At 55.5% G+C, this 24,285-nt stretch carries 20 protein-coding genes, 1 pseudogene and 1 riboswitch; of the genes and pseudogenes, 14 read left to right on the top strand and 7 right to left on the bottom strand.

Annotation, left to right across the window (positions count from 1 at the left end; genetic code table 11):
• Window positions 1-6 precede the first annotated feature (6 nt).
• From GOV90_RS10660 to GOV90_RS10635, 7 genes and pseudogenes are all read right to left on the bottom strand, one after another.
• Entirely contained in the window at window positions 7-783 is a 777-nt protein-coding gene (locus GOV90_RS10660; RefSeq protein ID WP_171094817.1) for an ABC transporter ATP-binding protein, read from the bottom strand.
• Window positions 780-1,136, bottom strand: coding sequence for a DUF1636 domain-containing protein (locus GOV90_RS10655; protein WP_171094815.1), 357 nt, complete (start codon window positions 1,134-1,136; stop codon window positions 780-782). The genes GOV90_RS10660 and GOV90_RS10655 overlap by 4 nt, the downstream gene beginning before the upstream one ends.
• Before the next feature lie 238 nt (window positions 1,137-1,374).
• Window positions 1,375-1,573, bottom strand: a riboswitch (cobalamin riboswitch).
• A 99-nt stretch (window positions 1,574-1,672) separates the two neighbouring features.
• The gene (locus GOV90_RS10650; RefSeq protein WP_171094813.1) at window positions 1,673-2,338 is read right to left on the bottom strand and encodes a D-lyxose/D-mannose family sugar isomerase; all 666 of its coding nucleotides are present in this window, start codon (window positions 2,336-2,338) and stop codon (window positions 1,673-1,675) included.
• Between the two features lie 15 nt (window positions 2,339-2,353).
• Window positions 2,354-3,280, bottom strand: a complete 927-nt coding sequence (locus tag GOV90_RS10645; RefSeq protein ID WP_171094811.1) for a carbohydrate kinase — start codon at window positions 3,278-3,280, stop codon at window positions 2,354-2,356.
• A gap of 39 nt (window positions 3,281-3,319) precedes the next feature.
• Window positions 3,320-4,300 (bottom strand): ROK family protein, encoded by a 981-nt coding sequence (locus tag GOV90_RS21170; RefSeq protein WP_371732126.1) that lies wholly within the window; start codon window positions 4,298-4,300, stop codon window positions 3,320-3,322.
• Between the two features lie 45 nt (window positions 4,301-4,345).
• Window positions 4,346-5,647, bottom strand: a pseudogene (locus GOV90_RS21165) (GH1 family beta-glucosidase); the annotation flags it as partial.
• Window positions 5,648-5,649: 2 nt separating this feature from the next.
• Complete coding sequence (locus GOV90_RS10635; protein ID WP_171094807.1) at window positions 5,650-6,681, bottom strand: LacI family DNA-binding transcriptional regulator; 1,032 nt, start codon at window positions 6,679-6,681, stop codon at window positions 5,650-5,652.
• Between the two features lie 219 nt (window positions 6,682-6,900).
• Here GOV90_RS10635 and GOV90_RS10630 point away from each other — a divergent pair, with 219 nt between their 5' ends.
• The 14 genes from GOV90_RS10630 to GOV90_RS10565 all read left to right on the top strand — a co-directional run bounded on the left by GOV90_RS10630 (window position 6,901) and on the right by GOV90_RS10565 (window position 24,246).
• On the top strand, window positions 6,901-8,259 hold the full coding sequence (locus GOV90_RS10630) for an ABC transporter substrate-binding protein (RefSeq protein WP_171094805.1): 1,359 nt from the start codon (window positions 6,901-6,903) through the stop codon (window positions 8,257-8,259).
• Window positions 8,260-8,314: 55 nt separating this feature from the next.
• The gene (locus GOV90_RS10625) at window positions 8,315-9,322 is read left to right on the top strand and encodes a carbohydrate ABC transporter permease (RefSeq protein ID WP_171094803.1); all 1,008 of its coding nucleotides are present in this window, start codon (window positions 8,315-8,317) and stop codon (window positions 9,320-9,322) included.
• A gap of 3 nt (window positions 9,323-9,325) precedes the next feature.
• Window positions 9,326-10,474 (top strand): carbohydrate ABC transporter permease, encoded by a 1,149-nt coding sequence (locus tag GOV90_RS10620; RefSeq protein ID WP_171094801.1) that lies wholly within the window; start codon window positions 9,326-9,328, stop codon window positions 10,472-10,474.
• 9 nt (window positions 10,475-10,483) lie between these two features.
• Complete coding sequence (locus GOV90_RS10615; RefSeq protein ID WP_171094799.1) at window positions 10,484-12,139, top strand: alpha-amylase family glycosyl hydrolase; 1,656 nt, start codon at window positions 10,484-10,486, stop codon at window positions 12,137-12,139.
• A 3-nt stretch (window positions 12,140-12,142) separates the two neighbouring features.
• Window positions 12,143-13,225, top strand: coding sequence for an ABC transporter ATP-binding protein (locus GOV90_RS10610; protein ID WP_171094797.1), 1,083 nt, complete (start codon window positions 12,143-12,145; stop codon window positions 13,223-13,225).
• 80 nt (window positions 13,226-13,305) lie between these two features.
• Window positions 13,306-14,055 (top strand): sugar phosphate isomerase/epimerase, encoded by a 750-nt coding sequence (locus tag GOV90_RS10605; RefSeq protein ID WP_171094795.1) that lies wholly within the window; start codon window positions 13,306-13,308, stop codon window positions 14,053-14,055.
• Window positions 14,055-15,101 carry a LacI family transcriptional regulator gene (locus GOV90_RS10600; RefSeq protein WP_171094793.1) on the top strand — a complete coding sequence of 349 codons (1,047 nt, stop codon included), beginning with the start codon at window positions 14,055-14,057 and terminating at the stop codon, window positions 15,099-15,101. Before GOV90_RS10605 ends, GOV90_RS10600 begins: the two co-directional genes overlap by 1 nt.
• A 22-nt stretch (window positions 15,102-15,123) precedes the next feature.
• Entirely contained in the window at window positions 15,124-15,873 is a 750-nt protein-coding gene (locus tag GOV90_RS10595) for a basic amino acid ABC transporter substrate-binding protein (RefSeq protein ID WP_171094791.1), read from the top strand.
• A 65-nt stretch (window positions 15,874-15,938) separates the two neighbouring features.
• On the top strand, window positions 15,939-17,585 hold the full coding sequence (locus GOV90_RS10590; protein ID WP_171094789.1) for an amino acid ABC transporter permease: 1,647 nt from the start codon (window positions 15,939-15,941) through the stop codon (window positions 17,583-17,585).
• Window positions 17,582-19,567: a beta-galactosidase gene (locus GOV90_RS10585; protein ID WP_171094788.1), complete on the top strand. Its 1,986-nt coding sequence runs from the start codon at window positions 17,582-17,584 to the stop codon at window positions 19,565-19,567. Before GOV90_RS10590 ends, GOV90_RS10585 begins: the two co-directional genes overlap by 4 nt.
• Before the next feature lie 126 nt (window positions 19,568-19,693).
• Window positions 19,694-20,818, top strand: coding sequence for an extracellular solute-binding protein (locus tag GOV90_RS10580; protein WP_171094786.1), 1,125 nt, complete (start codon window positions 19,694-19,696; stop codon window positions 20,816-20,818).
• A gap of 115 nt (window positions 20,819-20,933) precedes the next feature.
• Complete coding sequence (locus tag GOV90_RS10575) at window positions 20,934-22,046, top strand: ABC transporter ATP-binding protein (protein WP_171094784.1); 1,113 nt, start codon at window positions 20,934-20,936, stop codon at window positions 22,044-22,046.
• Window positions 22,047-22,057: 11 nt separating this feature from the next.
• A complete protein-coding gene (locus GOV90_RS10570) occupies window positions 22,058-22,978 on the top strand; it encodes an ABC transporter permease (RefSeq protein ID WP_171094782.1) in 921 nt (306 codons plus the stop codon).
• The gene (locus GOV90_RS10565; protein WP_171094780.1) at window positions 22,975-24,246 is read left to right on the top strand and encodes an ABC transporter permease; all 1,272 of its coding nucleotides are present in this window, start codon (window positions 22,975-22,977) and stop codon (window positions 24,244-24,246) included. The genes GOV90_RS10570 and GOV90_RS10565 overlap by 4 nt, the downstream gene beginning before the upstream one ends.
• The last annotated feature ends 39 nt before the right edge of the window (window positions 24,247-24,285 follow it).

Genomic DNA, 24,285 nt, shown 5'->3' with positions numbered 1-24,285 from the left:
CTCCTGTTATGATGACAGTTTTCTTTTTCGGATATCCAGCGCAGGGATCATGCGGCCTTCATGCTGAAAGCATAGATAATCCACACCAAAGGTGTCGCGGACACGTTCTGAGGTCAGCACGTCGCTGACCGGGCCATAGCCCGTCAGGCGTGTGGATTTCATCAAAGCCACATGCGTGGCGAATTCCGGGATCATGACCAGATCGTGGACGATCATGACCACCGTGACGCCCAGCTCGGCCACCAAGGACAACATGTGCCCCTTGGCGTCTGGATCCAGGTGATTGGTCGGCTCGTCCAGAAACAACAAGGATGGGTTTTGTGCCAAAGCGCGCGCGATATGAGCGCGCTGTCGCTCGCCACCCGATAGCTGGCTCATCGGCTTGCGGGAAAGATGAGACAATCCGGTTGTTTCCAGAACTCGATCAAGATCTACCTTATGCTCGGTTGCCGATTTATCCGCCTGAATCGGGATTTGCCCAAGCGCAACATAGTCTCGCAAACGCAACCGGCCGTCTGGCATTTCTTGCTGGCCTACGACCGCGATGGTTCGGGCACGCTCATGCGCGGACAGGGTGCGCAAGCTTTTGCCTCTTATAAGCACATCACCCAGAGCAATACGTTCTATTCCGCAAAGCAACTTGAGCAGTGTTGTTTTTCCCGCGCCATTCGGTCCCGCAATTGCCAGAATCGAGCCCTCCTCCAAGCCGAAGGACACGTCCTGCAAAAGGACATCGCCGTTCAAAGCGTAATATTCGAGACCCTCGACCGACAGAAAACTCATGACACCCTCTCCGTTGGAAGGGCCGGTATTCGGGACAAGGTCTTGGTGAATAACGCGGGCGGGCGTTCGGTTGCACTTGTCCAGCCATCGGAACTAAGGCGGTATTGTCCGGCGAATTCCGCCACTGCGTCCAGATCCAGTTCCGTGTCGATGTCTCCAAACAGATACTGCGCCTTGCCCGGTGCCTGAAGGCCAATGGTGGTTGGTCGGGAACAACCTGCCATGCAATCAACTGTTCGAATTGCAAATCCTTCGGGCAATGTTTGCGCCAGTGCGCCAGTCACTTGATCGGTGGACATGGCACCTGTGCAGGTCGCGCACACAAGAATGAAATGATCAGCGGTTTTCGTCATTACTTGTAGCGCTTACTGCGGGTTGGACTGAGATGCAATGTTATAACGTTACGTGTCTCTGAATTAACGGCAAAGCAGGATGCCTCAGCGCAGTAGGTATTGAAGAAGAGCTTACTTCTGTCAGTCACCTTTAACACTGTCCGCTCCGCTTGAAACCAAGCGCGGACAGAAGGTGCTACCAATGTAAACACGCGAAAAACGTGCCATCAAAGCCTCCTTCCAGGACGCCCCGCCCCGGGTTGGTTGAACATCGGATGGCAGGTCTCCTGACTTGCGGGTCAAGGCTCGGCCCACCTTCCCAACCCTTTCGGTGTCAGTGGCGTAATGGCGTCGCTCTCCGCTTACAGTTGCGGGGGCAGTCACGGACTTGGCAAAAAACTGTGCCGCACCGTATTCCCATTTTCATCCCTTACGGAACCATCCCGCTCAGCTAGTCTCGTGGTGCTGGGCTTGTCAAGCAAGAGAATGAGTGGCGTTTGACGAAATCACTTGGGCTCAGCCCAGTTGTCTGTCTGTTATTGTCAACCCGGTCTACCTCAGTAGTCGGAAACCAATAGGAAATCTGGCGCGGCATCTTCCTCGATCTTTGAAAATCGAGGGATCGGATCTTCGAACACATTATCCGTTCGATCATCATTCACAGTCGAAACCTCGCCGATAAGGCAATCACCGTGCTCGGCCCAGAACGCGTGCCAAACTCCGGGCATCAGGGTTACGCTTTGCCCTGGTTTCAGGCGTAGATGCTCACCTGGTTGCAACGTAACAGGGCAGGCATCGCTGGGCACTGTGACAGGCGTATGCCGGTCGATGCCACCTTCTGGGTCCGATGCATAGATCTCCATCACCAGATCGCCGCCGCCACGGTTGATGATGTCCTCTGCCTTGATGATGTGGCGATGCATCGGAGACAGTTGTTTGTCTTTCGAAATCAGCAATTTTTCTGCGTAAAGCATCCCGCGCCCAGACTGCAAATCATTCACTTCGCCGTTGCGCAGCGTGAAAAGAAACAGGCCCAGTTCATCGAACCGGCCCTGAGCGTAGTCGGTGATGTCCCACCCCAACCCGCGGCTGCGGACCGTGTGCGCCACTGGGCTGCGCATCTGTTCGGGCGACCAATCTGCAAAAGGCGGCAGTACAGCGCCAAAGGACTGGATGAACGCCTGCGCTTCGGATTTGATGCGATTTATGTCAGATCGTTTCATTGGTTTTTCCAAGAATTATAGCTCATGAGCCCAGGGGGGTTCCGCCCCGGCGCGAGATACGGTTACAGCGGCAACTTCGGCGCCCAGTTCCATGGCCGCGTGCAAAGCGCTAGAAGTTAAGTTGCGTACAGCGGGTTTTGTCAGATGCCCGGCGCGGCTGAGACCAGTGAGCACACCTGCATTGAACGTGTCCCCCGCACCGATCGTGTCCACGACCTGCACCGGTTTTACCGGCACCGTCACTTGCGATCCATCCGCCAGATACCCGTTCGCGCCGTCGCCGCCCCGGGTCACAATCAGGGCTGATGGACCGGCTTGCAACAACAAGGCTGCTTTGGCTGCTTCGGGTTCCGCACCGGGAATGATCCAGTCCAGATCCTCGTCCGACACTTTGACGATATCGGATTGCGCGATCATGCGGTTCAAACGCGTTCGAAATCGGGTTTGATCCTGAATAAAACTCGGACGAATGTTGGGATCCAACATGACAGGGCGGTCGTTTCCGTGTTGAGCCAGCAAAGATGCATAAGCATCTGCACATGGCTCACACGCCAAGCTTATACCCCCAAGATACAATGCCGAGATGGCAGGGAGTTGGTCTGGCATATCTTCGGGTGCCAACATACGGCCAGCCGTGTTTTCATCAACGAAACTGTAGGTTGCGTGCCCATCTTCAAGTTGTACAAACGCAAGTGTAGTGGGACGATCCGAGACAATTACATGCGAAACGTCAACGTGGCTGGCCTTTAACGCGTTGATCAGTTGCTGACCAAACATATCCGTAGAAACACCGGTCAACATCCCCACGGACTCACCCAAGCGCCCCATGGCAACAGCGGTATTCAGGATCGCGCCACCCGTATGGGGCACAAAGCCGTGCGCGCCGGACACTGTCGGCTCGGCAATCATGTCAATCAGGGCTTCCCCACAGCACAGGATCATTCCAACGTCCTCTCCCAGAGCCTCAAGCGCAAAAGTCGTTCATCGCTTTAGTGCGTTTTTGCAAAAATTGTTCGCCCCGATGATGCCGAACTCGGCCTGTTCTGAGACGTAAAGGTTCAAGGATTTACGAAGCTCGCTGAACCGCCCGCCGCCATTGAATGCGTCCTTGAAGTCCTGATCAAACAGCCAGCGGTTTTTCTCGGCGACCCCGCCGACAAGAAACACTCCACCAGCAGGCATAAGCGTGACAGCCATATCACCCATAAGCGCGCCCAGATGCGTTGTGAACATCTGCGCAGTTTTGACTGCGATGGGGTCCGAAGCATCGCGGGCTTCCGTCAAAATGTCTTTGGCCGAACGAAACGATGACCGCCCGGTGCCCGCTGCCAGCCCAACGGCCTGATACAGGATAGGAAGGCCAGTTCCGCTCAGAAACATCTCTGCTTCCAAAGCAAGGCTGTCGCCAAAGAAACAGTCAGGAGCAATGTGACGGGCGGCTTCAAAGACGTCGACCTCGTCCCGGTGACGCGGGTACAGCCCAACATGCCCACCTTCGCCGGAAACTGTGTGATAGTGACCTTCGGAAAAAAGCAATGCTCCGACGCCAAGTCCGGTGCCGGGGCCAACCACCAAACGCGTGCCTGCTGGTGGTTTCGCCTGACCTTGCAAAACCGAAACTTCGTTCTGTGTGACGTCAGCAACTGACCATGCCGCGGCCGTAAAATCATTGATAACAAAAGTATGTTCCGCCCCGGTCGCCTGCGCCAGTTCCAACTCGGACAAGTCCAAATTGGCGTTTGTAAGGCGGATGACGCCGTCTCTGACAGGACCAGCCCCGGCGGCAACAACCGCCTGAGGATTTGTGCCAACCTCATCGCGCAAAGCGTGAAATGCGTTCAGCAGATCATCCAGAGTTCCCGTTGGGTGCTTGCGCAGGTCTGTCAGTTCGCCGTTTGTCACAACGCCCAGACGTGTATTTGTTCCACCGATGTCCGCAACCAAATTCCAGTGCTCATGCACAGATCCGGATGGTTGCGCTAACGGCTGAGAGACGTTCTGCCCCTCTGAAAGGGCGGATGTAAGCGCCACGAACGACGCTTTGGGCGTTCTTTCCAGAGTTTCAAAATCCACGTCCACCAGTCCAAACCTTTTCTCGTATCCGAAGGCCCATTCGTAATTGTCCAGCAGAGACCAGACAAAATAGCCTTTAACCGGAACACCTTGTGCCAAAGCGTCCTGCACGGCTGCAAGGTGTGTATCAAGATATTCGATACGGTCCTCATCCCGCACGCGCTCTGCGCTCGCCATTCCGTTTTCGGTGATATAGATTGGTAGCCCGCCCGTATAGTCCTTCTGTGTGCGAACCAGGAAACGGTTTAGGGCGGAAGGTTCTATTTCCCAACCCATTTGCGTTTTTGGCAATGGTCCTGGAACATCCGTCAAGCTGGGCCATGCGGAATCGTTGGGGGCAATCAGCTTTCGCGTGTAGTAGTTCAATCCGCACCAATCGACCGGCGTGCCAATTGTCTCGAAATCATCCTGCCAGCCAGAGGGCAAGTGCGGTTCAAGGCCGTCCAGTACCAATTTAGGATACTCTTTCCTGAATACACCACCAAGAAAGAACCGATTGTAAATCGCGTCATACCGGTCCGCTGCAAGTCGCGCTTCGACGCTCTCATCGGCGGGTTCTGCCCATTCAAGGTTGAACACCGCACCAAGGTTGCTCATGCCAAGGCTGCGCATGGCTTGAATGGCGCGTCCATGAGCAAGCAAAACGTGATGCATTGCGCGGGCCGTGGCGCGAATATCGCGCAAACCGGGCGCATGATGGCCCTCGAAATGGCTGAGCCAACTGACACACCATGGCTCGTTGATTGGGGCCGCACTGAACATCCTGTCACCGATGCGGCCCATGATGATTTCGGTGAAGTCTGCGAACCATCCCGCGATGTCTCGGTTGCACCAGCCCCCCTGATCCGCAAGAGCGGAGGGCAGTTCCCAGTGATACAGCGTCACACACGGGCGGATTCCGCGGGCCAGCAGCGCGTCTGCCAGCCGGTCATAGTAATCCAGCCCGGCTTGATTGATCTGGCCGCGACCTTCCGGCATGACACGCGCCCAGCTGGTTGAGAACCGATAACAGTCAAAACCGGCCTCGCGCACCAGATCGAAATCCTGCTCGAACCGGTTCAGGTGGTCGCAGGCCAGATCGCCGTTTTCCTCACGCACCACATTGCCGGGCGAGGCCGCAAATGTATCCCAGTGCGTTCGCCCGGCACCACCCTGTGCATGCCCTTCGATTTGATAAGCCGAGGTTGCGACCCCGAAAAGGAAATCTTTTGGGAAGTCAGCGCGAGAATGTTTCATGATTACGTCCTGTTGGGCGCAGGGCCAGTCGAGCGGCCAACAACCAGTTCGGCCTCAAGTAATTTGGTATTGGGCGGACCATCCGGAGACTTGATCCGATCAATCAGCATCTCTGCGGCCATTTCCCCGGCTTGGCGGACAGATGATCGGGTCGCTGTGAAAATCGGGATGTCTTGCCCGTTCTTCAGATACGAAAGGTCATCGTCATGTGCGATGACCGAAACGTCGCGCCCCATAACTAAGCCTGCTTCGTCAATCGCGCGTCTGACCCCGATGGCGGAAATCATCGAGGATGCCAAAATAGCTGTTGGAGGGTCATCAAGCTGCAACATGCCGTGCGTTTCCCGATGCCCGAAAACCTCGGTCATCTCGGCGCTGCGCATCAGGTCAGGGTCTGCGATTATACCGCCTTGCTCCAGCGCCGCCAGATACCCCGCACGTCTGCGCTGTGCAAAATCCATCTCCTCCAGCCCGTTGATAAGGGCGATCCTGCGGTGTCCAAGATCAATCAAAAACCGGGTCGCCCGCAAAAACGAGCTTTTGTTGTTTACATCTATCCAGTCGTAAGGCGTATCCGCGCCCGTTGAACGCCCATGCACGATGAACGGCACTCTCATACGTTTGAGGACCTCGATCCGAGCTTCGTTCACTTTTGGACCTTGCAGCACAATACCATCAACGGCCCCTCGCTGAAAAAGGCTGCGATAGGCTTCTTCGATCGAGGTATCGTCAGCGTTGGTGAACATCATGTCGTACCCATGTTCCGCATATTTCTTTGCTGCTCCAGCGACAAAATCTCCGAAGATCGGGTTCACCATTTCATGTTGCGACGAACTGGGGATCACATGTCCGATAACCATGGATCGACCGGTTGCCAGCCCCTTTGCTCGGCTGTTGGGACGATACCCATGTTTCTGAGCGGCGGCTTGCACACGTACACGCGTTCCCTCGCTGACCTCGGGATAGCCGTTCAGCGCACGGCTTACCGTTGTTTGCGAAAGACCCAGAATTTCTGAGAGCTGCTTTAGGTTCATTATGCTATTCAAAGCGCCTTCAATTGTGTGCACGCACTTGTTGTGTGGGCAATTTAAGCGTCCGTCAACTTGTTTTGCCGCAAATGCCAGATTTATTAATATTGCTGGATCGGGAAAGCGAATTATTGACAGAGAGAAAATGTTAGCGGATAACACATCGCATCCAAAGCGCTTTGAAACTGAGTCTGCAAGCGCGCGAAAACTAGGGAGGAGGATGAGATGAGACACTCGCTTTATGCAGGTGCGGCGGTGTTCGCCCTGATGGCTGGGTCTGTTCAGGCGGAAGGTGAATTGATCCACGCCGTAGGTGAGGGCAGCTTTGACTGGGACGGGTTTCAGGCTTTTGCCGATGCAAACGATCTGTCCGGGGAAAGCCTGACCATTTTTGGTCCTTGGCTGGCGGGTGAAGGCAAATCCTTTGAGAACCTTGTTGCGTATTTCGACGAGGCAACAGGCGCGAGTTCCAGCTATGTGGGTTCAGATTCGCTTGAGCAGCAAATCCTCATTGACGCGGCAGCAGGCTCGGCGCCGAACCTGACGGTATTTCCACAGCCCGGTCTGGCGGCAAATCTTGCGAAGCAGGGGTATCTGACACCGCTGGCCGAAGGATCGGCTGACTGGATCAAAGATAACTTTGCCGCAGGTCAGTCCTGGGTCGATCTGGGCACCTTCGAGAACGATCAAGGCGCTGCCGAGTTCTATGGTTTCTTCTTCAACGTGAACGTGAAATCTCTGGTCTGGTACATCCCGGAGAATTTTGAAGATTTCGGGTACGACGTGCCTCAGACCATGGAAGAGTTCAAGGCGCTGATGGACCAGATGGTCGAAGATGGCGAAACCCCCTTGTGTGTTGGTCTGGCTTCAGGTGGTGCAACCGGATGGCCTGCAACCGACTGGGTTGAAGACCTGATGCTGCGCACCCAGCCGCCGGAAGTCTATGACCAGTGGGTGTCGAATGAGATGAAATTTGACGATCCGCGCGTGATCGCCGCAATCGAGGAGTATGGCAGCTTTACCCGCAACGACGACTACGTTGTCGGGGATGCTGACGACACCGCCGCGATTGACTTCCGCGACAGCCCCAAGGGTTTGTTCGACAGTCCTCCGGCCTGCATGATGCACCGCCAAGCGTCGTTTATTCCGGCGTACTTCCCTGAGGGCACCGAATTGGGCGTTGATGCCGATTTCTTCTATTTCCCGGCATATGCTGAAAAGGATCTGGGTACTCCGGTACTTGGGGCGGGCACGCTGTTTACCGTCACCAACCCGAATCCTGCCGCCGAAGCGTTCATGGAGTTCCTCAAGACACCTTTTGCGCATGAGATCATGATGTCTCAAGACGGCTTCCTGACGCCTCACCTGGGTGCTAACCCTGAAAACTATTCCAACGACACCCAGCGTGGGCAGGGTGAAATCCTGACCAATGCCACCACTTTCCGCTTTGACGGGTCTGACCTGATGCCAGGTGCCGTTGGTGCGGGAACGTTCTGGACCGGGATGGTGGATTATTCGTCGGGTGCAAAAGACGCAGCCACCGTGGCCAGCGAAATCCAGTCGTCCTGGGACGCGGCCAAGTGATCAACCGCTGGGGCGGTCTTAGGATCGCCCCGCTTGCCAAACGGATGAGCGCACCATGACACCGGCACTTCAAGGCCTGCTGACGATCGCCATCGGCGTGTCGGGTTGTGTGGGCTATTTCTACCTCTCCAACCAGTTTCTGGACAAAGTCCTGTTCCCGCCGCGCGGGCCGAATGCGGGGCGCAACATCAACCGGGCCAACATGATCCGGCCATGGCTGTTTCTGTTCCCTGCGCTTGCTGCGCTGGGACTGTATCTGGCCTATCCGGTTGTTGAAACCCTGCGCCTGTCACTCACGGAGCGTGTGCCCGGCGGCGGGTACAGATGGGTTGGTCTGGACAACTACTCTCAAATGGCGGCTGAGCCCAAATTTTGGGAGGCCATGCGCAACAACATGTTCTGGCTGATTGTTGTGCCGGCCATGTCCACGGCCTTTGGTCTGCTTGTCGCGCAATTAACCGACCGCATCCGCTGGGGTAACTTCGCCAAATCTCTGATCTTCATGCCGATGGCGATTTCTTTTGTCGGCGCTTCAGTGATCTGGAAACTGGTCTATGATGCGCGACCTGCAGAACAAGACCAGATTGGCATCTTGAACGCGCTCTATATCTTTTTTGGCGGGGCCGAACCGCAAACCTGGCTGACGGTCCCGTTCTGGAACAGCTTTTTCCTGATGATCGTTTTGGTCTGGATTCAGACCGGTTTTGCCATGGTCATTCTTTCCGCAGCCCTGCGCGGTATTCCCGAAGAAACTATCGAAGCAGCCATTCTGGATGGCGCGAATCCGTTCCAGATCTTCTTCAAGATCAAGGTGCCCCAGATCAAGACAACCATCCTTGTTGTTTGGACGACGATCACAATCACCGTGCTCAAGGTCTTTGACATCGTTTTTGCGATGACCAACGGCCAGTGGGAGACACAGGTTTTGGCTAACTATATGTACGACAAGCTTTTCCGGGCAAATGACTGGGGCGTCGGATCAGCCTCGGCCATGGTGATTATGCTGCTGGTTGCTCCGATCCTGGTGTGGAATGTGCGCAACGCCCGAAAGGAGATGGAGTAAGCCATGAGCGATATTGCAGGAACCAAACCGGCGCTCAGATGGGTTGTGCATCTTTCGGTCGTCTTTCTTGTGGTGCTGTGGGTCATTCCGACTTTGGGTCTGTTGGTCTCGTCCTTTCGGACAGCCGACCAAATCTCATCAAGCGGGTGGTGGCGATCGCTGTTTCCATCCGAGCAGAACCTGACCCTTCGCAGCGCTGCGCCTGAAACACAGGTGTTGGAAAACGGCGTATACGTGATTGAAGGCCAATTGTTTGACGCGGGCGAGCAGGCAAAGATTTCGAGCTGGGGCATCAGTGCGCGCGAAGTCGACGCCTTTGCGCCCGGCCAAACGGCTGAACTACGCCGAGGTGGCACGATCACAGTGGACGCTGATGGTAATTACCGGATGGAAAACACCGAAGAGTTCACTGGAAACCGCGGCGCACGTATCTTTGTGACGGCTGAGTTGCCGCCCGAATTCACTTTGGACAACTACCAGAAAGTACTTCTGGATCAGAGCAGTACGGACAGCATGGCCAAGGCGTTCTTCAATACGCTGACCGTGACGATCCCGGCAACAATCATCCCGATTCTGGTTGCCGCCTTTGCGGCCTATGCGCTGGCCTGGATGGATTTTCCCGGTCGGGCATTGTTAATCGCGGCGGTTGTTGGGCTGTTGGTTGTTCCGCTTCAATTGGCCCTGATACCCTTGCTGAAATTTCACCTGAATATCGGCATCGGTAAGGGTTATCTGGGCGTCTGGCTGGCACATACCGGGTTCGGGATGCCTTTGGCGATTTATCTGCTTCGCAACTACATGGCCGGATTGCCGCGTGACCTGATCGAAAATGCCCGCGTCGACGGTGCGACCGAGTTCCAGATCTTCACCAAACTGATCCTGCCGCTCAGCTTCCCGGCGCTGGCGTCTTTCGCGATCTTCCAGTTCCTTTGGACATGGAACGACCTTCTGGTTGCGAAGGTCTTCCTGATCGATGCAACCGGCCAGACGACCGTGATGACCAACCGCATCGTCGAGCTTTTGGGGACGCGAGGTGGCAACTGGGAAATTCTTGCGACCGCCGCCTTTGTCTCGATCTTTGTGCCGCTGGTCGTTTTCTTCGCAATGCAAAAATACCTGGTCCGGGGCCTGTTGGCCGGATCTGTAAAATAGAGGCGTCTGATGAACGTGCAGAACAACTTTGAACACGGCAAAGCAACAAAACTGTCTTCGGATTGGTGGCGAGGAGGGGTGATCTATCAGATCTACCCGCGGAGTTTTCAGGACAGCAACGGCGATGGGATCGGTGACTTGAAAGGCATCACCGCGCGACTGGATTATATCGCGTCGCTCGGCGTCGATGCGATCTGGATCTCACCGTTTTTCAAGTCACCAATGAAAGACTTTGGATACGATGTCAGCGATTATCGCGATGTCGACCCCATGTTCGGAACGCTTGAGGACTTCAAAGAGCTTCTGGATCAGGCGCATGCCAAAGGACTGAAGATCATGATCGATCTGGTTCTGTCGCACACGTCGGACCAGCACCCTTGGTTCAGCGAAAGCCGCAGCAGCCGTGAGAACCCGAAATCCGACTGGTATGTGTGGGCTGACCCCAAGCCGGATGGCACACCACCAAACAACTGGCTTTCGATCTTTGGCGGCTCGGCGTGGCAATGGGATTCTCGCCGCCTGCAGTACTATCTGCACAACTTCCTGACATCGCAGCCGGATTTGAACTTCCACTGCCCGGATGTTCAGGATGCTTTGTTGGACGTCGCACGGTTCTGGCTTGATCTTGGCGTAGACGGCTTTCGGTTGGACACAATCAATTTTTACTTCCATGACAAGGAATTACGCGACAACCCAGCCCTGCCGATGGATCAGCGCAACGCATCGATTGCACCAGCAGTCAACCCGTACAACCATCAGGACCACCTGTTCTCGAAAAGCCAACCCGAAAATATCGCATTCCTTGAACGGCTGCGCGCGCTGACGGACGAATACGAAGGCCGCGCGTGTCTGGGCGAGGTCGGCGATGCGCAGCGTGGGCTCGAGATCATGGGTGAATACACCTCGGGCGATCAGCGGATGCACATGTGCTATGCGTTTGAGTTCCTCGAGAAACGCGCGCTGACGGCCAGTTACACCAAACATGTCTTTGACCAATTGCAGGCCAAGGCAGGGGATGCATGGCCCTGTTGGGCGTTTTCGAACCATGACGTGCAACGCCATGCCTCTCGCTGGAATTTGGATGATGCCGCGGCCCGGCAACATGCGGTTCTCATGATGTGCCTACGTGGCTCGGCTTGCCTGTATCAAGGCGAAGAATTGGGCCTGCACGAAGCAGATGTGCCGTTTGAGAAGCTACAAGACCCCTATGGCATCGAGTTCTGGCCCGAGTTTAAAGGCCGCGACGGTTGCCGTACGCCAATGGTTTGGCAAGCGCAGGATGAACAGTCCGGCTTCAGCACCGCAGAACCCTGGCTGCCGGTCAGCGTCCAGCAGGCTGAACACGCGGTAGACCGGGCCGAGGCGGATCCGCAATCGATGCTGAACCACTATCGCCGCGCCATTGCACTGCGTCATGCACACCCGGCTTTGGCATCTGGACGCCTGTCTGAGATGAACGAAATAGGTCCGGTTCTGACTTTCCTGCGTGAGGATAGTTCCGAGCAAGTTTTCTGTGCGTTCAACCTCGGATCAGACACCACAGAGGTGAAGGTACCGGACGGCAATTGGCAGTCCATCGGTCTGGAATTGGGTGGCATTCAAGGCGACAATTCAATCACTTTGGCGGCTTCGCAATTCTGTCTGTTGGTTCGGGGAAAGGGATAAGACATGTCTGAACTCAACCTAACGGATGTCGCCAAGTCTTATGGCCCTGTTGACGTTCTGAAGAACATCAATCTCGACATTGAGCAGGGCGAACTGATCGTTTTTGTTGGTCCTTCCGGTTGTGGGAAATCCACTCTGCTTCGGATGATCGCCGGTTTAGAAAAGATTACAGGCGGCACGCTGGAAATCGAAGGGCAGGTCATGAACGATGTGCCGCCCGCACAACGGGGCATCGCGATGGTTTTTCAAAGCTACGCCCTGTATCCCCACATGACCGTGCGCGAGAACATGGCGTTTGCCCTGAAAATCGCCAAGATGCCTACGGCCGAGATTGATGCTGCGGTAGAGCGTGCCGCCAAGATTCTGCAACTGGACCCCTTTCTGGACCGGTTGCCCAAAGCTCTGTCCGGCGGTCAGCGACAACGCGTTGCGATCGGGCGCGCGATCGTGCGCGACCCAAAGGTGTATCTGTTTGATGAGCCTCTGTCGAACCTTGACGCAGCCCTCCGGGTCGCCACACGGATCGAAATCGCGCGGCTGAAAGAGGCCATGCCCGACAGCACCATGATCTACGTCACCCACGATCAGGTCGAAGCGATGACATTGGCCAGCCGGATTGTGGTTTTGGCCAACAAGGGTATTGCGCAAGTTGGCACGCCGCTTGAGCTTTATGAAACGCCCGACAACGAGTTTGTGGCCCAATTCATTGGCTCGCCTTCAATGAACCTTTTGCCCGGAACGATCACCGGAACAGGGGCGACAACGACTGTCGAGCTTGCCTCGGGCGGCACCGCCGTTTCCGCGATTCCGACCGAGGACAGTGATCAGGGTAAGCAGGTCAAGATCGGGGTGCGCCCTGAAGATTTTGTCATCACAGAAAGCACCGCGATCCTGACTGGAACCGTTGATTTCACCGAGGCTTTGGGTGAAGTCACACTGTTGTACTTTGAAAAAACCGCGGACGCAGAAGCGCCAATTGCCAAGCTGCCTGGTGTTCAAAGGAATATGCGCGGGCAAACGGTTTCTGTTACCGCAGCCCCTGAAAAAGTACACCTGTTCCACAACGGCGTATCGATGCGAAAGTGATAGCAACTGGCGTTCAACGCGACGCTTGACAACGCGATAGTTCGTATTCCACCATAATTGAAACGTTTCAATGGTGGTGAATGAGAGTTTCAGCCCAGCTTTATACCGTTCGGCAATGTGGCGATCTGTCAGATCAGCTGCGTCTGGTAGCAGCTTGCGGTTTTACTGATGTCGAAACCACTGGCCTGCATGATCTCAGCCCGCGGCAGATGGCACGCATTGTTCATCAATCGGGTTTAAACGTTCGGTCGGCGCATTTTGACTGGGAAGAGTTCGACACCCGTTTCGATGAGGTCGTCGAAGTTATGGGTCTTTTGGAATGCCAGGTGGCCGTCATGCCTTGGCTGGCGCCCCAGGTGCGGCCCGACACTGCCCGGGGATGGATGGCAGTGTCGGGCCAGTTATCTGAATGGGCCGATCAGCTTGGTGAACACGGCATCCGCCTTGCCTATCACAATCATGATTTTGATTTGGTGGGAAACCCCGGTGAAACGCCTCTGGATCAAATACTGGCCCAGGGGAACGTTTATTGGCAGCCGGATGTCGGCTGGCTGCAAGCTTCAGGTCTAGACCCTGCGGCAACACTCACTCTCCACGCGGACCGAATCCTGTCGGTCCATGCAAAAGACATCGATCCGGATGCTGGGACAGGTGACGAATGTTGGCGCGATCTGGGTGAGGGCGTTGTGGACTGGGGTGCCACATTAAATGCCCTCGCGCACAGCAACTGCACCGATCTGTTTGTAGAACATGACGAAAGTTCTAATCACAGACGCACGTTGAACACAGGGCGGATGTTCCTGACCGAACAGCTGATCGGGGCCACCTGATGGCGCGGGCGACGATCAAATCGATTGCCAAGAAGACAGGCTATTCTGTTGGCACAGTCTCGAACGCGTTGCGGGATGCCCCGTCAGTGAAACAAGAAACGCGGGAGGAGGTTCAAAAGGCCGCCGCCGCCTTAGGCTATCGCGTCAACCTGGATGGGCTCAAGCTGCGCACCAACAAATCCTATCGGATCGCGGTATTGGTGAGCGTGTCGGAAGAGTCCGCCGAGGAATGGGAAGGCGTAGAATTCACGCGTATTTTGGCCGGAATTTCAGGCGCGGTTCAGGGGTCGCGCTATCAACTCAGCGTTTTCAGCATCAGCGAAAGCGACACTGAACTGGAGACCTTGCGCTCAATCGTGCAAGAGGGTTTGGCCGATGGCGTGATCTTCTCGGGCACCCGTGTGAACGACCCACGCATCGCATACTTGCAGGCCAAAGGATTCCCTTTTGTCACATATGGTATGAGCGACAGTACCCGGCCGCATGCCTATGTAGACCTCGACAGTCAGGCGGCTGCCTTCGATGCGACCGCGCGACTGATCCGCCTGGGTCATCGTCGGATCGCATTGATCAACCCTCCTGATGATCTGATCTATGCGCAACAACGCCTCAAGGGTTATGCAGATGCTTTGTCAGAGGCAGGTGTGGGTTTCGACCCGACACTGATAGAAACCGGGCCAACGACAGCAGAGACAGGCCAAGTTGCCTTTTCCGCACTAATGAAATTGCCGAACCCACCAAGCGCAATAATTTGCGCTAACGAGGCGATGACCCTTGGTGCCTTGTCAGCCGCAGCCAAAACAAGAGTGAGGGTCGGGCAGGACGTTGTGATCATTTCAAATGATGACCTGAAACTCAGCCAGTACTTTGTGCCCCCGCCCAGCACCTATTACCTGCCCATAGGTGAAACAAGTCGCCTATTGGGAGAGTTCATGCTGAAAGCCTTGGACGGCGCTGACCCGCCAGAGATTCAAAAAAAGATCAGGGCCAAATTGATCGAGCGGCAACCTGACACGCCTGCGTCACAAGATGCGCAAGTAACCTAAACCAACAGAGGAGAGACCAAACATGTTCAAACACCTGATTGCCGCGGCGACGCTTGCCGCGATGGCAGCGCCCGCAGCTTTTGCCGCTGATCTAGAAGGTCGCGTGCTCAAGATCGGGACGGACGCGACCTATCCGCCGATGGAAACCGTGGATGAAACAACCGGTGAGATTGTGGGTTTTGACGTTGACGTCATGAACGCCATTTGCGAGCGCGTGAACTGCGTTCCAAACTTCGTCAACACGGCGTGGGATGGCATCTTTGCAGCCCTTCAGCAAGGCGAGTTCGATCTGGTGATCTCGGGCGTCTCAATCACGCCGGAACGAGAAGAAACAATGGATTTCTCCGAGCCATACATCGTGGTCAGTCAGGCGATCCTGCTTCAGGTCGACAACGCGGACATGACGTTGGACGATTTCAAGGCGGGTGGCCAGAAGCTTGCCGCACAAACCGGAACGACCAACGCGCAACTGGCCGAAGAACTGGTGGGCCGTGAGAATGTCAGCCTGTATGACAACTTCTCGGCCGCCATTCTGGCGCTGCAAAACGCAGACGTTCAGGGTGTGATTATCGATGGCACATCTGCATCCGCATACGAGCAGGAATTTGCTGGCGAACTGACGGTCGGGATAACCGGTCTGCAATCCGACCCGCTGGGTATTGTTTTTCAGGAAGGCGACCCAACCGTCGACGCAATCAACACTGGCCTCGCCGCCATCAAGGAAGACGGCACGCTGGACAAGCTGATGGCCCAATACTGGGGCACCAACTGATCCTCTGAACACCTACAGCCCCGGCGGAGTTTATTCGCCGGGGTTTTGACTTAGCGGAGAACCCCATGTCGCGCCTGAGCTCGATCCGCCCGAGCAATCTTGTGTTGCTCGCTGCCGCGCCGTTCATCATTTACCTGTTTGCCACCTCATCCAAGTATTTGCGATCTCTGGTCGCCATCCTGGGGATCGGCAACAATGCGGGGCCTATCTTTGTCGGGTTTTTGCTGATCCTGACAACGGCGATCCTGGGCTATCTCTGCGCCCGCCACTCTCGTTTCCAATTGCAGGCGCCAGCCTGGTTGCGTGTCGCGGCAATGGCGGCATTTCCGGCTGCGGTCGGGCTGTCGATCCTTTCCTTTGTTGCGCCTCAGATTCTTTTACCTTTCGCCGAGTCAGTGTTTTTTCATGCACTTAACGAAAACACTTCAACTTTGATTGACCGATCCAGCCAGACCTGGGTGCTGTTCCCCGAAGTGGTAAATCAGGTCCAGACAGGTTTACAGATTTTACTGGCGATCTACGCGGTTGTCGTCGCGCTGTGCTTTGTGTCGGGCCGTCTGACCAATCCATTGCGCAGTTATGTGCAAATTGGGTTTGAGGTTCTGACCGGAGCTTCTTTGTTCTACCTGATGTTCATGGCCCATTGGCAATTCGCCACCGGGGTTGCGATCACGTTCCGCGCGGCGATCTTTGCTTATATCTTCGCCGCTATCCTTGGGCTTATCTGGGTCGGGCTACAATCATTCAAACCCAAAGCGCGCACAATGATGGTCTATGGTGCGATAAGCTTGGGTCTTTTGGGCGTCTCGACCTTCTTCTTCATGCAGCCACAGGTGAATTATGTCCTTGTTGGCAGCACGGACGCCCGCATTGCCATTGTGCGCGGCACCCCGCAGGCGCAGGCAGACATTATCCGTTTCGGTGAATTCGAAGGTGGCGGAGAACAAAACTATCGCATTCGCAGCGCCACAGACGCAGAGGCGGCGCTTGAGCAAATAGAAACCGTTGACAGCGTGTCAGGGGCATTTGTCCCGGTTGAGGCGCATACTCAGGGTTATCCTGTGCTCTGGCAAACCAGCTTTTTGCCGGACAAGTTTCGCAATCCGGCGCTGGCTTTCGCAGTTTTTGGCTTTCTGCTTTTAACGCTGACCATAGGCGGAGCGCAGCATAAATTGCACCCGCTTGCAGTCGGGGCCGAGTTCTTTGTGGATACCATCCGGGGCATCCCGATGCTGGTGATCATTCTCTATATTGGTCTGCCGCTGGCCGGTGCGGTCAAGGACGCCACAGGGGGCGGTATAGACATGACGAATATGACACGCGGGATCATCGCCATCTCGGTGGGTTATTCCGCTTATATGGCCGAGATCTTCCGATCTGGAATCGAGGCGATCCCTAAAGGACAGTTGGAAGCGGGCAGTTCTCTGGGGCTGTCTCGGTGGCAAACTGCACGGCTGATCGTCCTGCCACAGGCATTGCGGATTGTGACACCGCCTTTGGGTAACGAATTCATTGCGATGATCAAGGACACCTCTCTGCTGTCGATCCTTTCAGTCCGGGACATGACCCAGAGAATGCGAGAGTTTCAAGCCGCCAGTTTCCTGCCGTTCGCCCCATTTAACACAGCGGCCATCCTTTATGTCGTGATTACATTGGGATGCGCCAGCTTCTTGAAGTGGATCGAGCGGCGCACCGCAAAGGACGATAGATGAGCAAGCTTGAACTGGGGGTTTGCTATTACCCCGAGCAATGGGACCCGTCCCAATGGCGCGACGATGCCAGACGCATGGTCGAGATGGGGTTGGATTGGGTGCGGATCGCCGAATTCACCTGGGGTCTGATCGAACCCGCGCGTGGGCAATTCCGTTGGGATTGGCTGGACGAGGTGATCGAAATTTTGGGGGATGCCGGTCTAAAAGTTATGATGTCGACCCCCACGGCCGCCCCGCCAAAGTGGCTGATCGATGAGCACCCCGAAATTCTGCCAGTTGGGCCGGACGGTCGGGTCAGAGGATATGGCGCGCGCAGGCATTACTGCTTTTCCAGCGAAATCTATTTGTCCGAAGCCCAAAGGATCGCAACCGAATATGCCCGCAGGTATGGAACAAACCCTCATGTCCACGCCTGGCAGATCGACAATGAATATAACGACCACGATACGGTGCTTAGCTATTCAGAAGCGGCACGCATCGGATTTCGGCGCTGGCTGGAACAGCAATACGGAACTATAGACGCGTTGAATCAGACATGGGGAACAGTGTTTTGGGGATCGCTTTACTCTACGTTTGAACAAATCGAGCTGCCAATCGGCTTGGTCGCAGCCCCGAACCCGACGCAGGCGCTGGACTTCATGCGGTATTCTTCAGACAGGGTACGTTTGTTCAACAAAGCGCAAGTCGACGTTCTGCGGAAATATGCTCCGGGCCGCGAGATCACGCACAACTTTATGGCCGGCAGTTTCGAGTTTGACCACCATGCCATCGCCGCCGATTTGGATGTTGTTGGATTCGACAGCTATCCTTTGGGGAACCTGATGGGCTCAACCTTGTCCGATGACGAAAAGCGTCGTTATCTGCGAACAGGTGCTCCAGATTACCAGGGCTTTCATTGCGATCTGTATCGCAGTCAGGGACGTGGCCGGATGTGGATTCTGGAGCAACAGCCGGGGCCGGTGGACTGGGCGGCTAAGAATCCCGCTCCGGCTGAGGGTATGGTGCGGCTTTGGACTTGGGCAGCTTATGCTCATGGGGCGCAAGCGGTTATGTTCTTTCGCTGGCGGCAAGCAAAATTTGCACAGGAACAATACCATACCGCCTTGCTGCGTTCAGATAACAGCCCGGATCAAGCCGCAACAGAACTGGCCCAGATCGTGAAAGATCGCAACGCGCTGCCCCCCGTTGAACGGTGCAAGGCCAAGGTGGCGATACTGCTGGACTATAGTTCGATCTGGGCGGCGGACATCCTGCCACATGATGAGGACTTTCCGAACGCGCATATTTTCCGAGAATGGTATACGGGCTTGCGCCAGCTTGGCGCAGACGTCGACTTCCTCGGGCCGGAAGATGATTTGGATGGCTACGCGCTGATCCTTCTTCCTCAGAGCATGATTGTTAGTGCAAACCTTGCCGCCAGAATTTCTGATTCGGGTGCGAAACTGGTGATCGGGGCGCGGTCCGGCAGCAAAACGCCTCGGATGCATACCCCAGAAAACCTCGCACCCGGTGCTTTGGCCGCGCTGACCGGAGTTCGTGTGACCCGTGTCGAGTCTCTTCCACATTTGGCGCAAGAGACTGTGCAACTGGCCGACGGTCAACGGTTTGCTTTCTGTGGATGGCGCGAGATTGTCGAGACCAAGGAACACGTTCTTGCCCGCTTTGACAGCGCCTATTGCGACGGAAGCCCTGCGGTCGTTCGATCAGACCGGGCGATCTATTTGGCCATGATCCCTCGCGACAGATTGCTTTTGTCCATTTTGCGACAGGCAATGGAATGGGCTGGCATAAGCACTTTGGAATGCGATCCTGACATTCGTTTGACCCGGCGTGGAAACTTGCATTTTGCGTTCAATTTTGGGGACGTTCCGAAACACTTGCCCGTCGGAGAGCACCGCACATTTTTGTTGGGCGCTGATCCAGTTGGCGCCAGGGATTTGGCTGTTTGGCAAGAAGATGTGACACCAAAAAGAACAATCTGAACGTGTTCTTGTAAGGAACTGGACTTAAGATTTCTGAAAACTGTCACTTTTGGACTGCCGTACTGACACGGAAAGTCCTATAAACAAAAAATAAAAACAAAACAGTCCATCAATGGGAGAATTCTAATGGCTGATAAATCGACTCTTTCCAGACGCTCGGTGTTAAAAAGCGCGGGCGCAGCTGCTTTGGCGGCACCGCTGTACAGCAAGAGCGCGCTGGCGTCTTCGGGTGAGATTAACATTCTGATGTGGTCGGACTATCTTCCACCCAGCTTTATCGAAGAGTTTCAGACCCTGACCGGCATCAAAGTCAACTACACCGGCATCGGTTCGAACGAAGAAATCATCAACAAGATGAAGGCCACCAAGGGCCAGGGCTTTGACATTGTCTCGCCCACCAACAACCGCTCTTTGCAGTGGGAACCTTTGGAGCTGCTGCAACCCTTTGACATGAACAAGGTTCCGATTGATCTGGTGAACCCGGCAATGGCCAAGATCGGTACTGACGCTTGGAACTTCGGCGGATCAGGCGCGCATTGGCTGCCGCATATCTGGGGCACAGAAGGTATCGCATATCGCACCGATTTGTGGCTGCCGGAAGGTGATGCGCCGTCTTATGGCGATGTCTGGTCGGAAGAAAACGCGGGCAAGACCATGGGTCGCGCGCATTCGATGATGCTGGGCGCGGGTCTGTTCATGGAGCGTTCTGGCGAAATGGAGCCGGGCTCGGTCTGGGCTGCGTATGGCGACGAAGACACAATGCGCAAGGTCTGGGGTCAGATCACCGACTGGTGCATCGCGCGCAAGGATCGCATCAAATTGATCTGGAATGACGCCGATACGCAGAAGAACGGTCTGCTGAACGAAGGTGTGATCGTTGGCCAAACTTGGGATGGCCCGCCACTGGCGCTGAAGTCCGCCGGTGAGCCCGTGCACTACCAGGCGCCTGTCGAAGGTGCGATGGCCTGGGTTGACGGTATGTCGATTCCAACAGGTGCTGCGAATATCGATCAGATCTACGCGTTCATTGACTTTGCCTATCAGGCGAAACCTGCTGGTGTTGCTATCGACAGCCATGGATACAACTCGCCGGTTCTGGGTGCCGATCAATATTCGGGCGACACTTACAAGAAGAACTTTGCCGAAGCCTATCCGGGTGACTCGTTGGCCAACCTTAACCCGTGGCCGGCCGAAGCACCTTGGTATGCAGAAACACGGACCGAGTTCGTCAACAAATTCAAGAGCGCTTAACCGCTTAGAAAACGGCCCTCCGCAAACCGCGGGGGGCCACAATCTGCGCGCCGTCCCGGCGTGACGGAAAGCAATGTGGTGTGAAGACAATGCGCACCTCAGGGAGATACCTAAAATGAGTGCAGGGGTCGGCGTCGATCTTGAAAACCTGTGGATCCGCTTTGGTGATTTCGTCGCTGTGCGGGACGCGAATGTGAACATCAACGGGGGCGATTTCTTCTCGTTTCTCGGGCCATCGGGCTGTGGCAAAACGACGATCCTGCGCGCCGTTTCAGGTTTTCTGGAGCCTAGTGAAGGCAAAGTGCTGATCGGCGGCAATGACATGCGTGGCATCGGCCCTAACAAGCGACCCACGGCGTTGATCTTTCAGAACCTGGCGTTGTTTCCGCTGATGAAAGTGTGGGAAAACATTACTTTTTCGATGGAAATTAAAGGCGCCAGTGCAGCCGAACGTCGTAAGCGAGCCGATGAGCTTCTGGACATGATCGCGCTGCCGGGACAAGGCGACAAACTGCCCAGCGAACTGTCCGGCGGACAACGCCAACGTGTGGCCATTGCTCGTGCGCTCTGCGCTGAGCCTGATGTTTTGCTGCTAGATGAGCCGCTGTCGGCACTGGACCTGAAACTGCGTCAGCACATGCGGACCGAGCTGCGTGAGATTCAGCAGCGCGTGGGTATCACCTTTATCTACATCACCCACGATCAGGGTGAGGCGCTCACCATGTCGGACAACATCGCGGTCATGCGTGCAGGCGTGATTGATCAGATTGCGGATGGCAAAACTATCTACAACGACCCGAACACCGCGTTTGCCGCCTCTTTTGTTGGCGAAAACAACGTATTCCGCGGTAAAATTAAACAAGTCATGGGAAATGAGGCGCTGATTGCGACCAACCGATCGGGCGAACTGGTGGCGCGCATTTCAACAGCCAATCAGGGTAAGATGAAAGAGGGCGACGACGCGATGATGTTCGTGCGCCCCGAAGCCTTTACCATCGCTCCGGATGGCAGCACAGGGGACCATTTCGTGACCGCCCGGGTTAAGCACGAGGAGTTCGAAGGAAACGTCTTCAATATCTTCACCGAAGGCGATGGTGGCAAAGAGATCAAAGTGTCTCTGCCAAACCTCGGACAGTCCTTTGAAGACCACACCGGCCAGACTATCACGCTGGAATACGAGACCCGCAATGCGGTTCTGGTGCCAGCGGGTGAACTGGCCGCAGAGTAGGGGTGTAGCAGATGCCCCAGTTTCTAAAAGAATTCTTCAACCGCAATGGCACGGGCATGGGGTTGGCGATCTTGGGTCTGGTCCTGTTTTGGACCATCGGCCTGATTATCCTGCCGCAGCTGTCGATGTTGGACTTTTCGTTCCGTCCGAACCTTCCGCCGCCCGAGATCGGCGGCCCCAAGGACGTCTATACGCTTGAGAACTACAAGTATCTGATTTACGGCCCAGAAGGTGGCAGTCAGGACTACAACACAGTCGATCTGAGGGTGTTTTTCCGCACCCTTATCGCAGCAGTTTGTGTGACGATCTTCAACCTGATTATCTGCTATCCAATCGCCTATTACCTTGGGCAATCCGAAGGCAGCCATATCCGCATCTTTGCGATCATGCTGATCATCCCCTACTGGATCAACGAAATCCTGCGGGCTTTTGCCCTGCGGATCATCTTTGGTGAAACCGGGGTGCTGAACACGTTGTTCATGGGCTTGGGAATCTGGGATACGCCGTTTGATTTTATCCGAAACGACATCGCGCTCTATGCCGGTCTGGGTTACGCCTATATCCTTCTGATGGTCTTCCCGATGTATAACGTCATAGAAAGTCTCGATAAAAACCAGATCGAGGCCGCCCGTGACCTAGGTGCGCCGTGGTGGCGGATTCACTGGCGTGTGGTCATTCCTTATGCGAAGCCGGGGATCAGTTCAGGCTGTACCATGGTTTTCATGCTCAGTGCCGGTGCGCTGGCCGCACCTCAGATTCTGGGCGGACCGTCGTCGCTTTGGTTCACGCAGCTGATCTATCAGCAGTTCAACGACAACAATGACTGGCCTCAGGGTGCCGCCTACGCCATCGTTCTGTTGGTGACGTGTATCCTGTTCGTGCTGGCGGTCATGCGCCTGTTCAAGGTGAACATGGGGGATATCGGGAAATGAACAATTCCTTCCTCCGTATAAGCGTCTGGGCATATCTGGCGATCTTCTTCCTGTATCTGCTGGGACCGCTTGTGATCATGTCGATCACCGCGTTCAACTCATCCGGTTTCCCAAGGATGAGCCCATGGGAATGCCTGACCTTCCAGTGGTTTGGTGAGTTGTTTCAGGACCAACGTATCCTGAACGGCATCAAGAACTCGGTGATTGTCGGTCTGGGGACAGTGATCCTGTCGGTAGCAATGGGACTGGCGGGCGCGTTGATGCTGACGCAGATCTGGCCCAAGCTGCGCGCGACCTACTATACGATCATCATTGCGCCAATCCTGATCCCCGGTGTGGTTCTGGGTATCTCGACTCTGGTGTTCTGGGACCGGATCAACCGGATGCTGGGGTTGGGTGCAGATAGCTTTCTGTCGAACGGTATCTTCCTGACGGTGATCGGCCAGTCCACCTTTATCGCAAGCTATTGCATGCTGGTGCTGGTGGCGCGATTGCAGCGCTACGATATTGCCCTGACCGAAGCAGCATTGGACCTTGGGGCCAGCCACGCACAGGCGTTCCGCAAGATATTGCTGCCGTTCATGCGCCCGGCGATTGCCTCGGCGGCGGTGCTGGCATTCCTCGCTTCGTTCGAGAACTACAACACCACCACCTTTACGTTTGGTGAATACCCGACGTTGACAATCGAGCTGGCCCAAAAAGTTCGCTATGGTATCACACCCGCGATTTCAGCGCTGGCGTTCATTATTGTGGCATTAACGGTGTTCTTTGCTTTGCTGAATGAAGCGAAACTCAAGCGTCAGGAACTGGTGGCAGCGGCGCGCAAGAACGCAACGGTTGAGGAACTGGCAGGCAAGATCAAATTGCCCAGCTTCTTTGCTGGAAACGCAGCTGCGGTTCTGGTGGTTGTTTTTGCGATTGCAACGATCACGGTTGTCGGCACCGCAACGGCCTACGACCCTGGTCAGTGCATTGCTGACGTACGCGAGCAGAAACAGCTGGAGGCCGAACAGCGCATTCAGCAACTGCGCGAGCAACGCGAAGAGCGCCGCAAGCAGCGCGAAGCCGAAGAAGCCGAACAGGGCGGGGCACAATCCACGCCGAAGCCGTCGAACAACAGTGGCTTTGGAAACGTGTTTGCCCCCAACTCTCTGGGCGGAGACGAAAGCGAAAGCGACGATGGTTCGTCCGAGGCCGACCCGGCCCCATCGAACAACAGCGGGTTCGGCAACGTCTTCGACCCCAACAGCCTGCAAAACGACGACTAACTTTGCCGGTTGATAGCTAAGGCATCCGCCCGGATCAGG

Source organism: Ruegeria sp. HKCCA5929, from assembly GCF_013034525.1.
Taxonomy (GTDB): Bacteria; Pseudomonadota; Alphaproteobacteria; order Rhodobacterales; family Rhodobacteraceae; genus Ruegeria.
The sequence above is the reverse complement of the archived record's forward strand: the minus strand, read 5'-3'. Positions and strand labels throughout refer to the sequence as shown.

Coding starts and splice junctions, on each gene's coding strand:
- GOV90_RS10660 (WP_171094817.1), bottom strand. CDS start 783: ATGAGTTTTCTGTCGGTCGAGGGTCTCGAATATTACGCTTTGAACGGC.
- GOV90_RS10655 (WP_171094815.1), bottom strand. CDS start 1,136: ATGACGAAAACCGCTGATCATTTCATTCTTGTGTGCGCGACCTGCACA.
- GOV90_RS10650 (WP_171094813.1), bottom strand. CDS start 2,338: ATGAAACGATCTGACATAAATCGCATCAAATCCGAAGCGCAGGCGTTC.
- GOV90_RS10645 (WP_171094811.1), bottom strand. CDS start 3,280: ATGATCCTGTGCTGTGGGGAAGCCCTGATTGACATGATTGCCGAGCCG.
- GOV90_RS10635 (WP_171094807.1), bottom strand. CDS start 6,681: ATGAACCTAAAGCAGCTCTCAGAAATTCTGGGTCTTTCGCAAACAACG.
- GOV90_RS10630 (WP_171094805.1), top strand. CDS start 6,901: ATGAGACACTCGCTTTATGCAGGTGCGGCGGTGTTCGCCCTGATGGCT.
- GOV90_RS10625 (WP_171094803.1), top strand. CDS start 8,315: ATGACACCGGCACTTCAAGGCCTGCTGACGATCGCCATCGGCGTGTCG.
- GOV90_RS10620 (WP_171094801.1), top strand. CDS start 9,326: ATGAGCGATATTGCAGGAACCAAACCGGCGCTCAGATGGGTTGTGCAT.
- GOV90_RS10615 (WP_171094799.1), top strand. CDS start 10,484: ATGAACGTGCAGAACAACTTTGAACACGGCAAAGCAACAAAACTGTCT.
- GOV90_RS10610 (WP_171094797.1), top strand. CDS start 12,143: ATGTCTGAACTCAACCTAACGGATGTCGCCAAGTCTTATGGCCCTGTT.
- GOV90_RS10605 (WP_171094795.1), top strand. CDS start 13,306: ATGAGAGTTTCAGCCCAGCTTTATACCGTTCGGCAATGTGGCGATCTG.
- GOV90_RS10600 (WP_171094793.1), top strand. CDS start 14,055: ATGGCGCGGGCGACGATCAAATCGATTGCCAAGAAGACAGGCTATTCT.
- GOV90_RS10595 (WP_171094791.1), top strand. CDS start 15,124: ATGTTCAAACACCTGATTGCCGCGGCGACGCTTGCCGCGATGGCAGCG.
- GOV90_RS10590 (WP_171094789.1), top strand. CDS start 15,939: ATGTCGCGCCTGAGCTCGATCCGCCCGAGCAATCTTGTGTTGCTCGCT.
- GOV90_RS10585 (WP_171094788.1), top strand. CDS start 17,582: ATGAGCAAGCTTGAACTGGGGGTTTGCTATTACCCCGAGCAATGGGAC.
- GOV90_RS10580 (WP_171094786.1), top strand. CDS start 19,694: ATGGCTGATAAATCGACTCTTTCCAGACGCTCGGTGTTAAAAAGCGCG.
- GOV90_RS10575 (WP_171094784.1), top strand. CDS start 20,934: ATGAGTGCAGGGGTCGGCGTCGATCTTGAAAACCTGTGGATCCGCTTT.
- GOV90_RS10570 (WP_171094782.1), top strand. CDS start 22,058: ATGCCCCAGTTTCTAAAAGAATTCTTCAACCGCAATGGCACGGGCATG.
- GOV90_RS10565 (WP_171094780.1), top strand. CDS start 22,975: ATGAACAATTCCTTCCTCCGTATAAGCGTCTGGGCATATCTGGCGATC.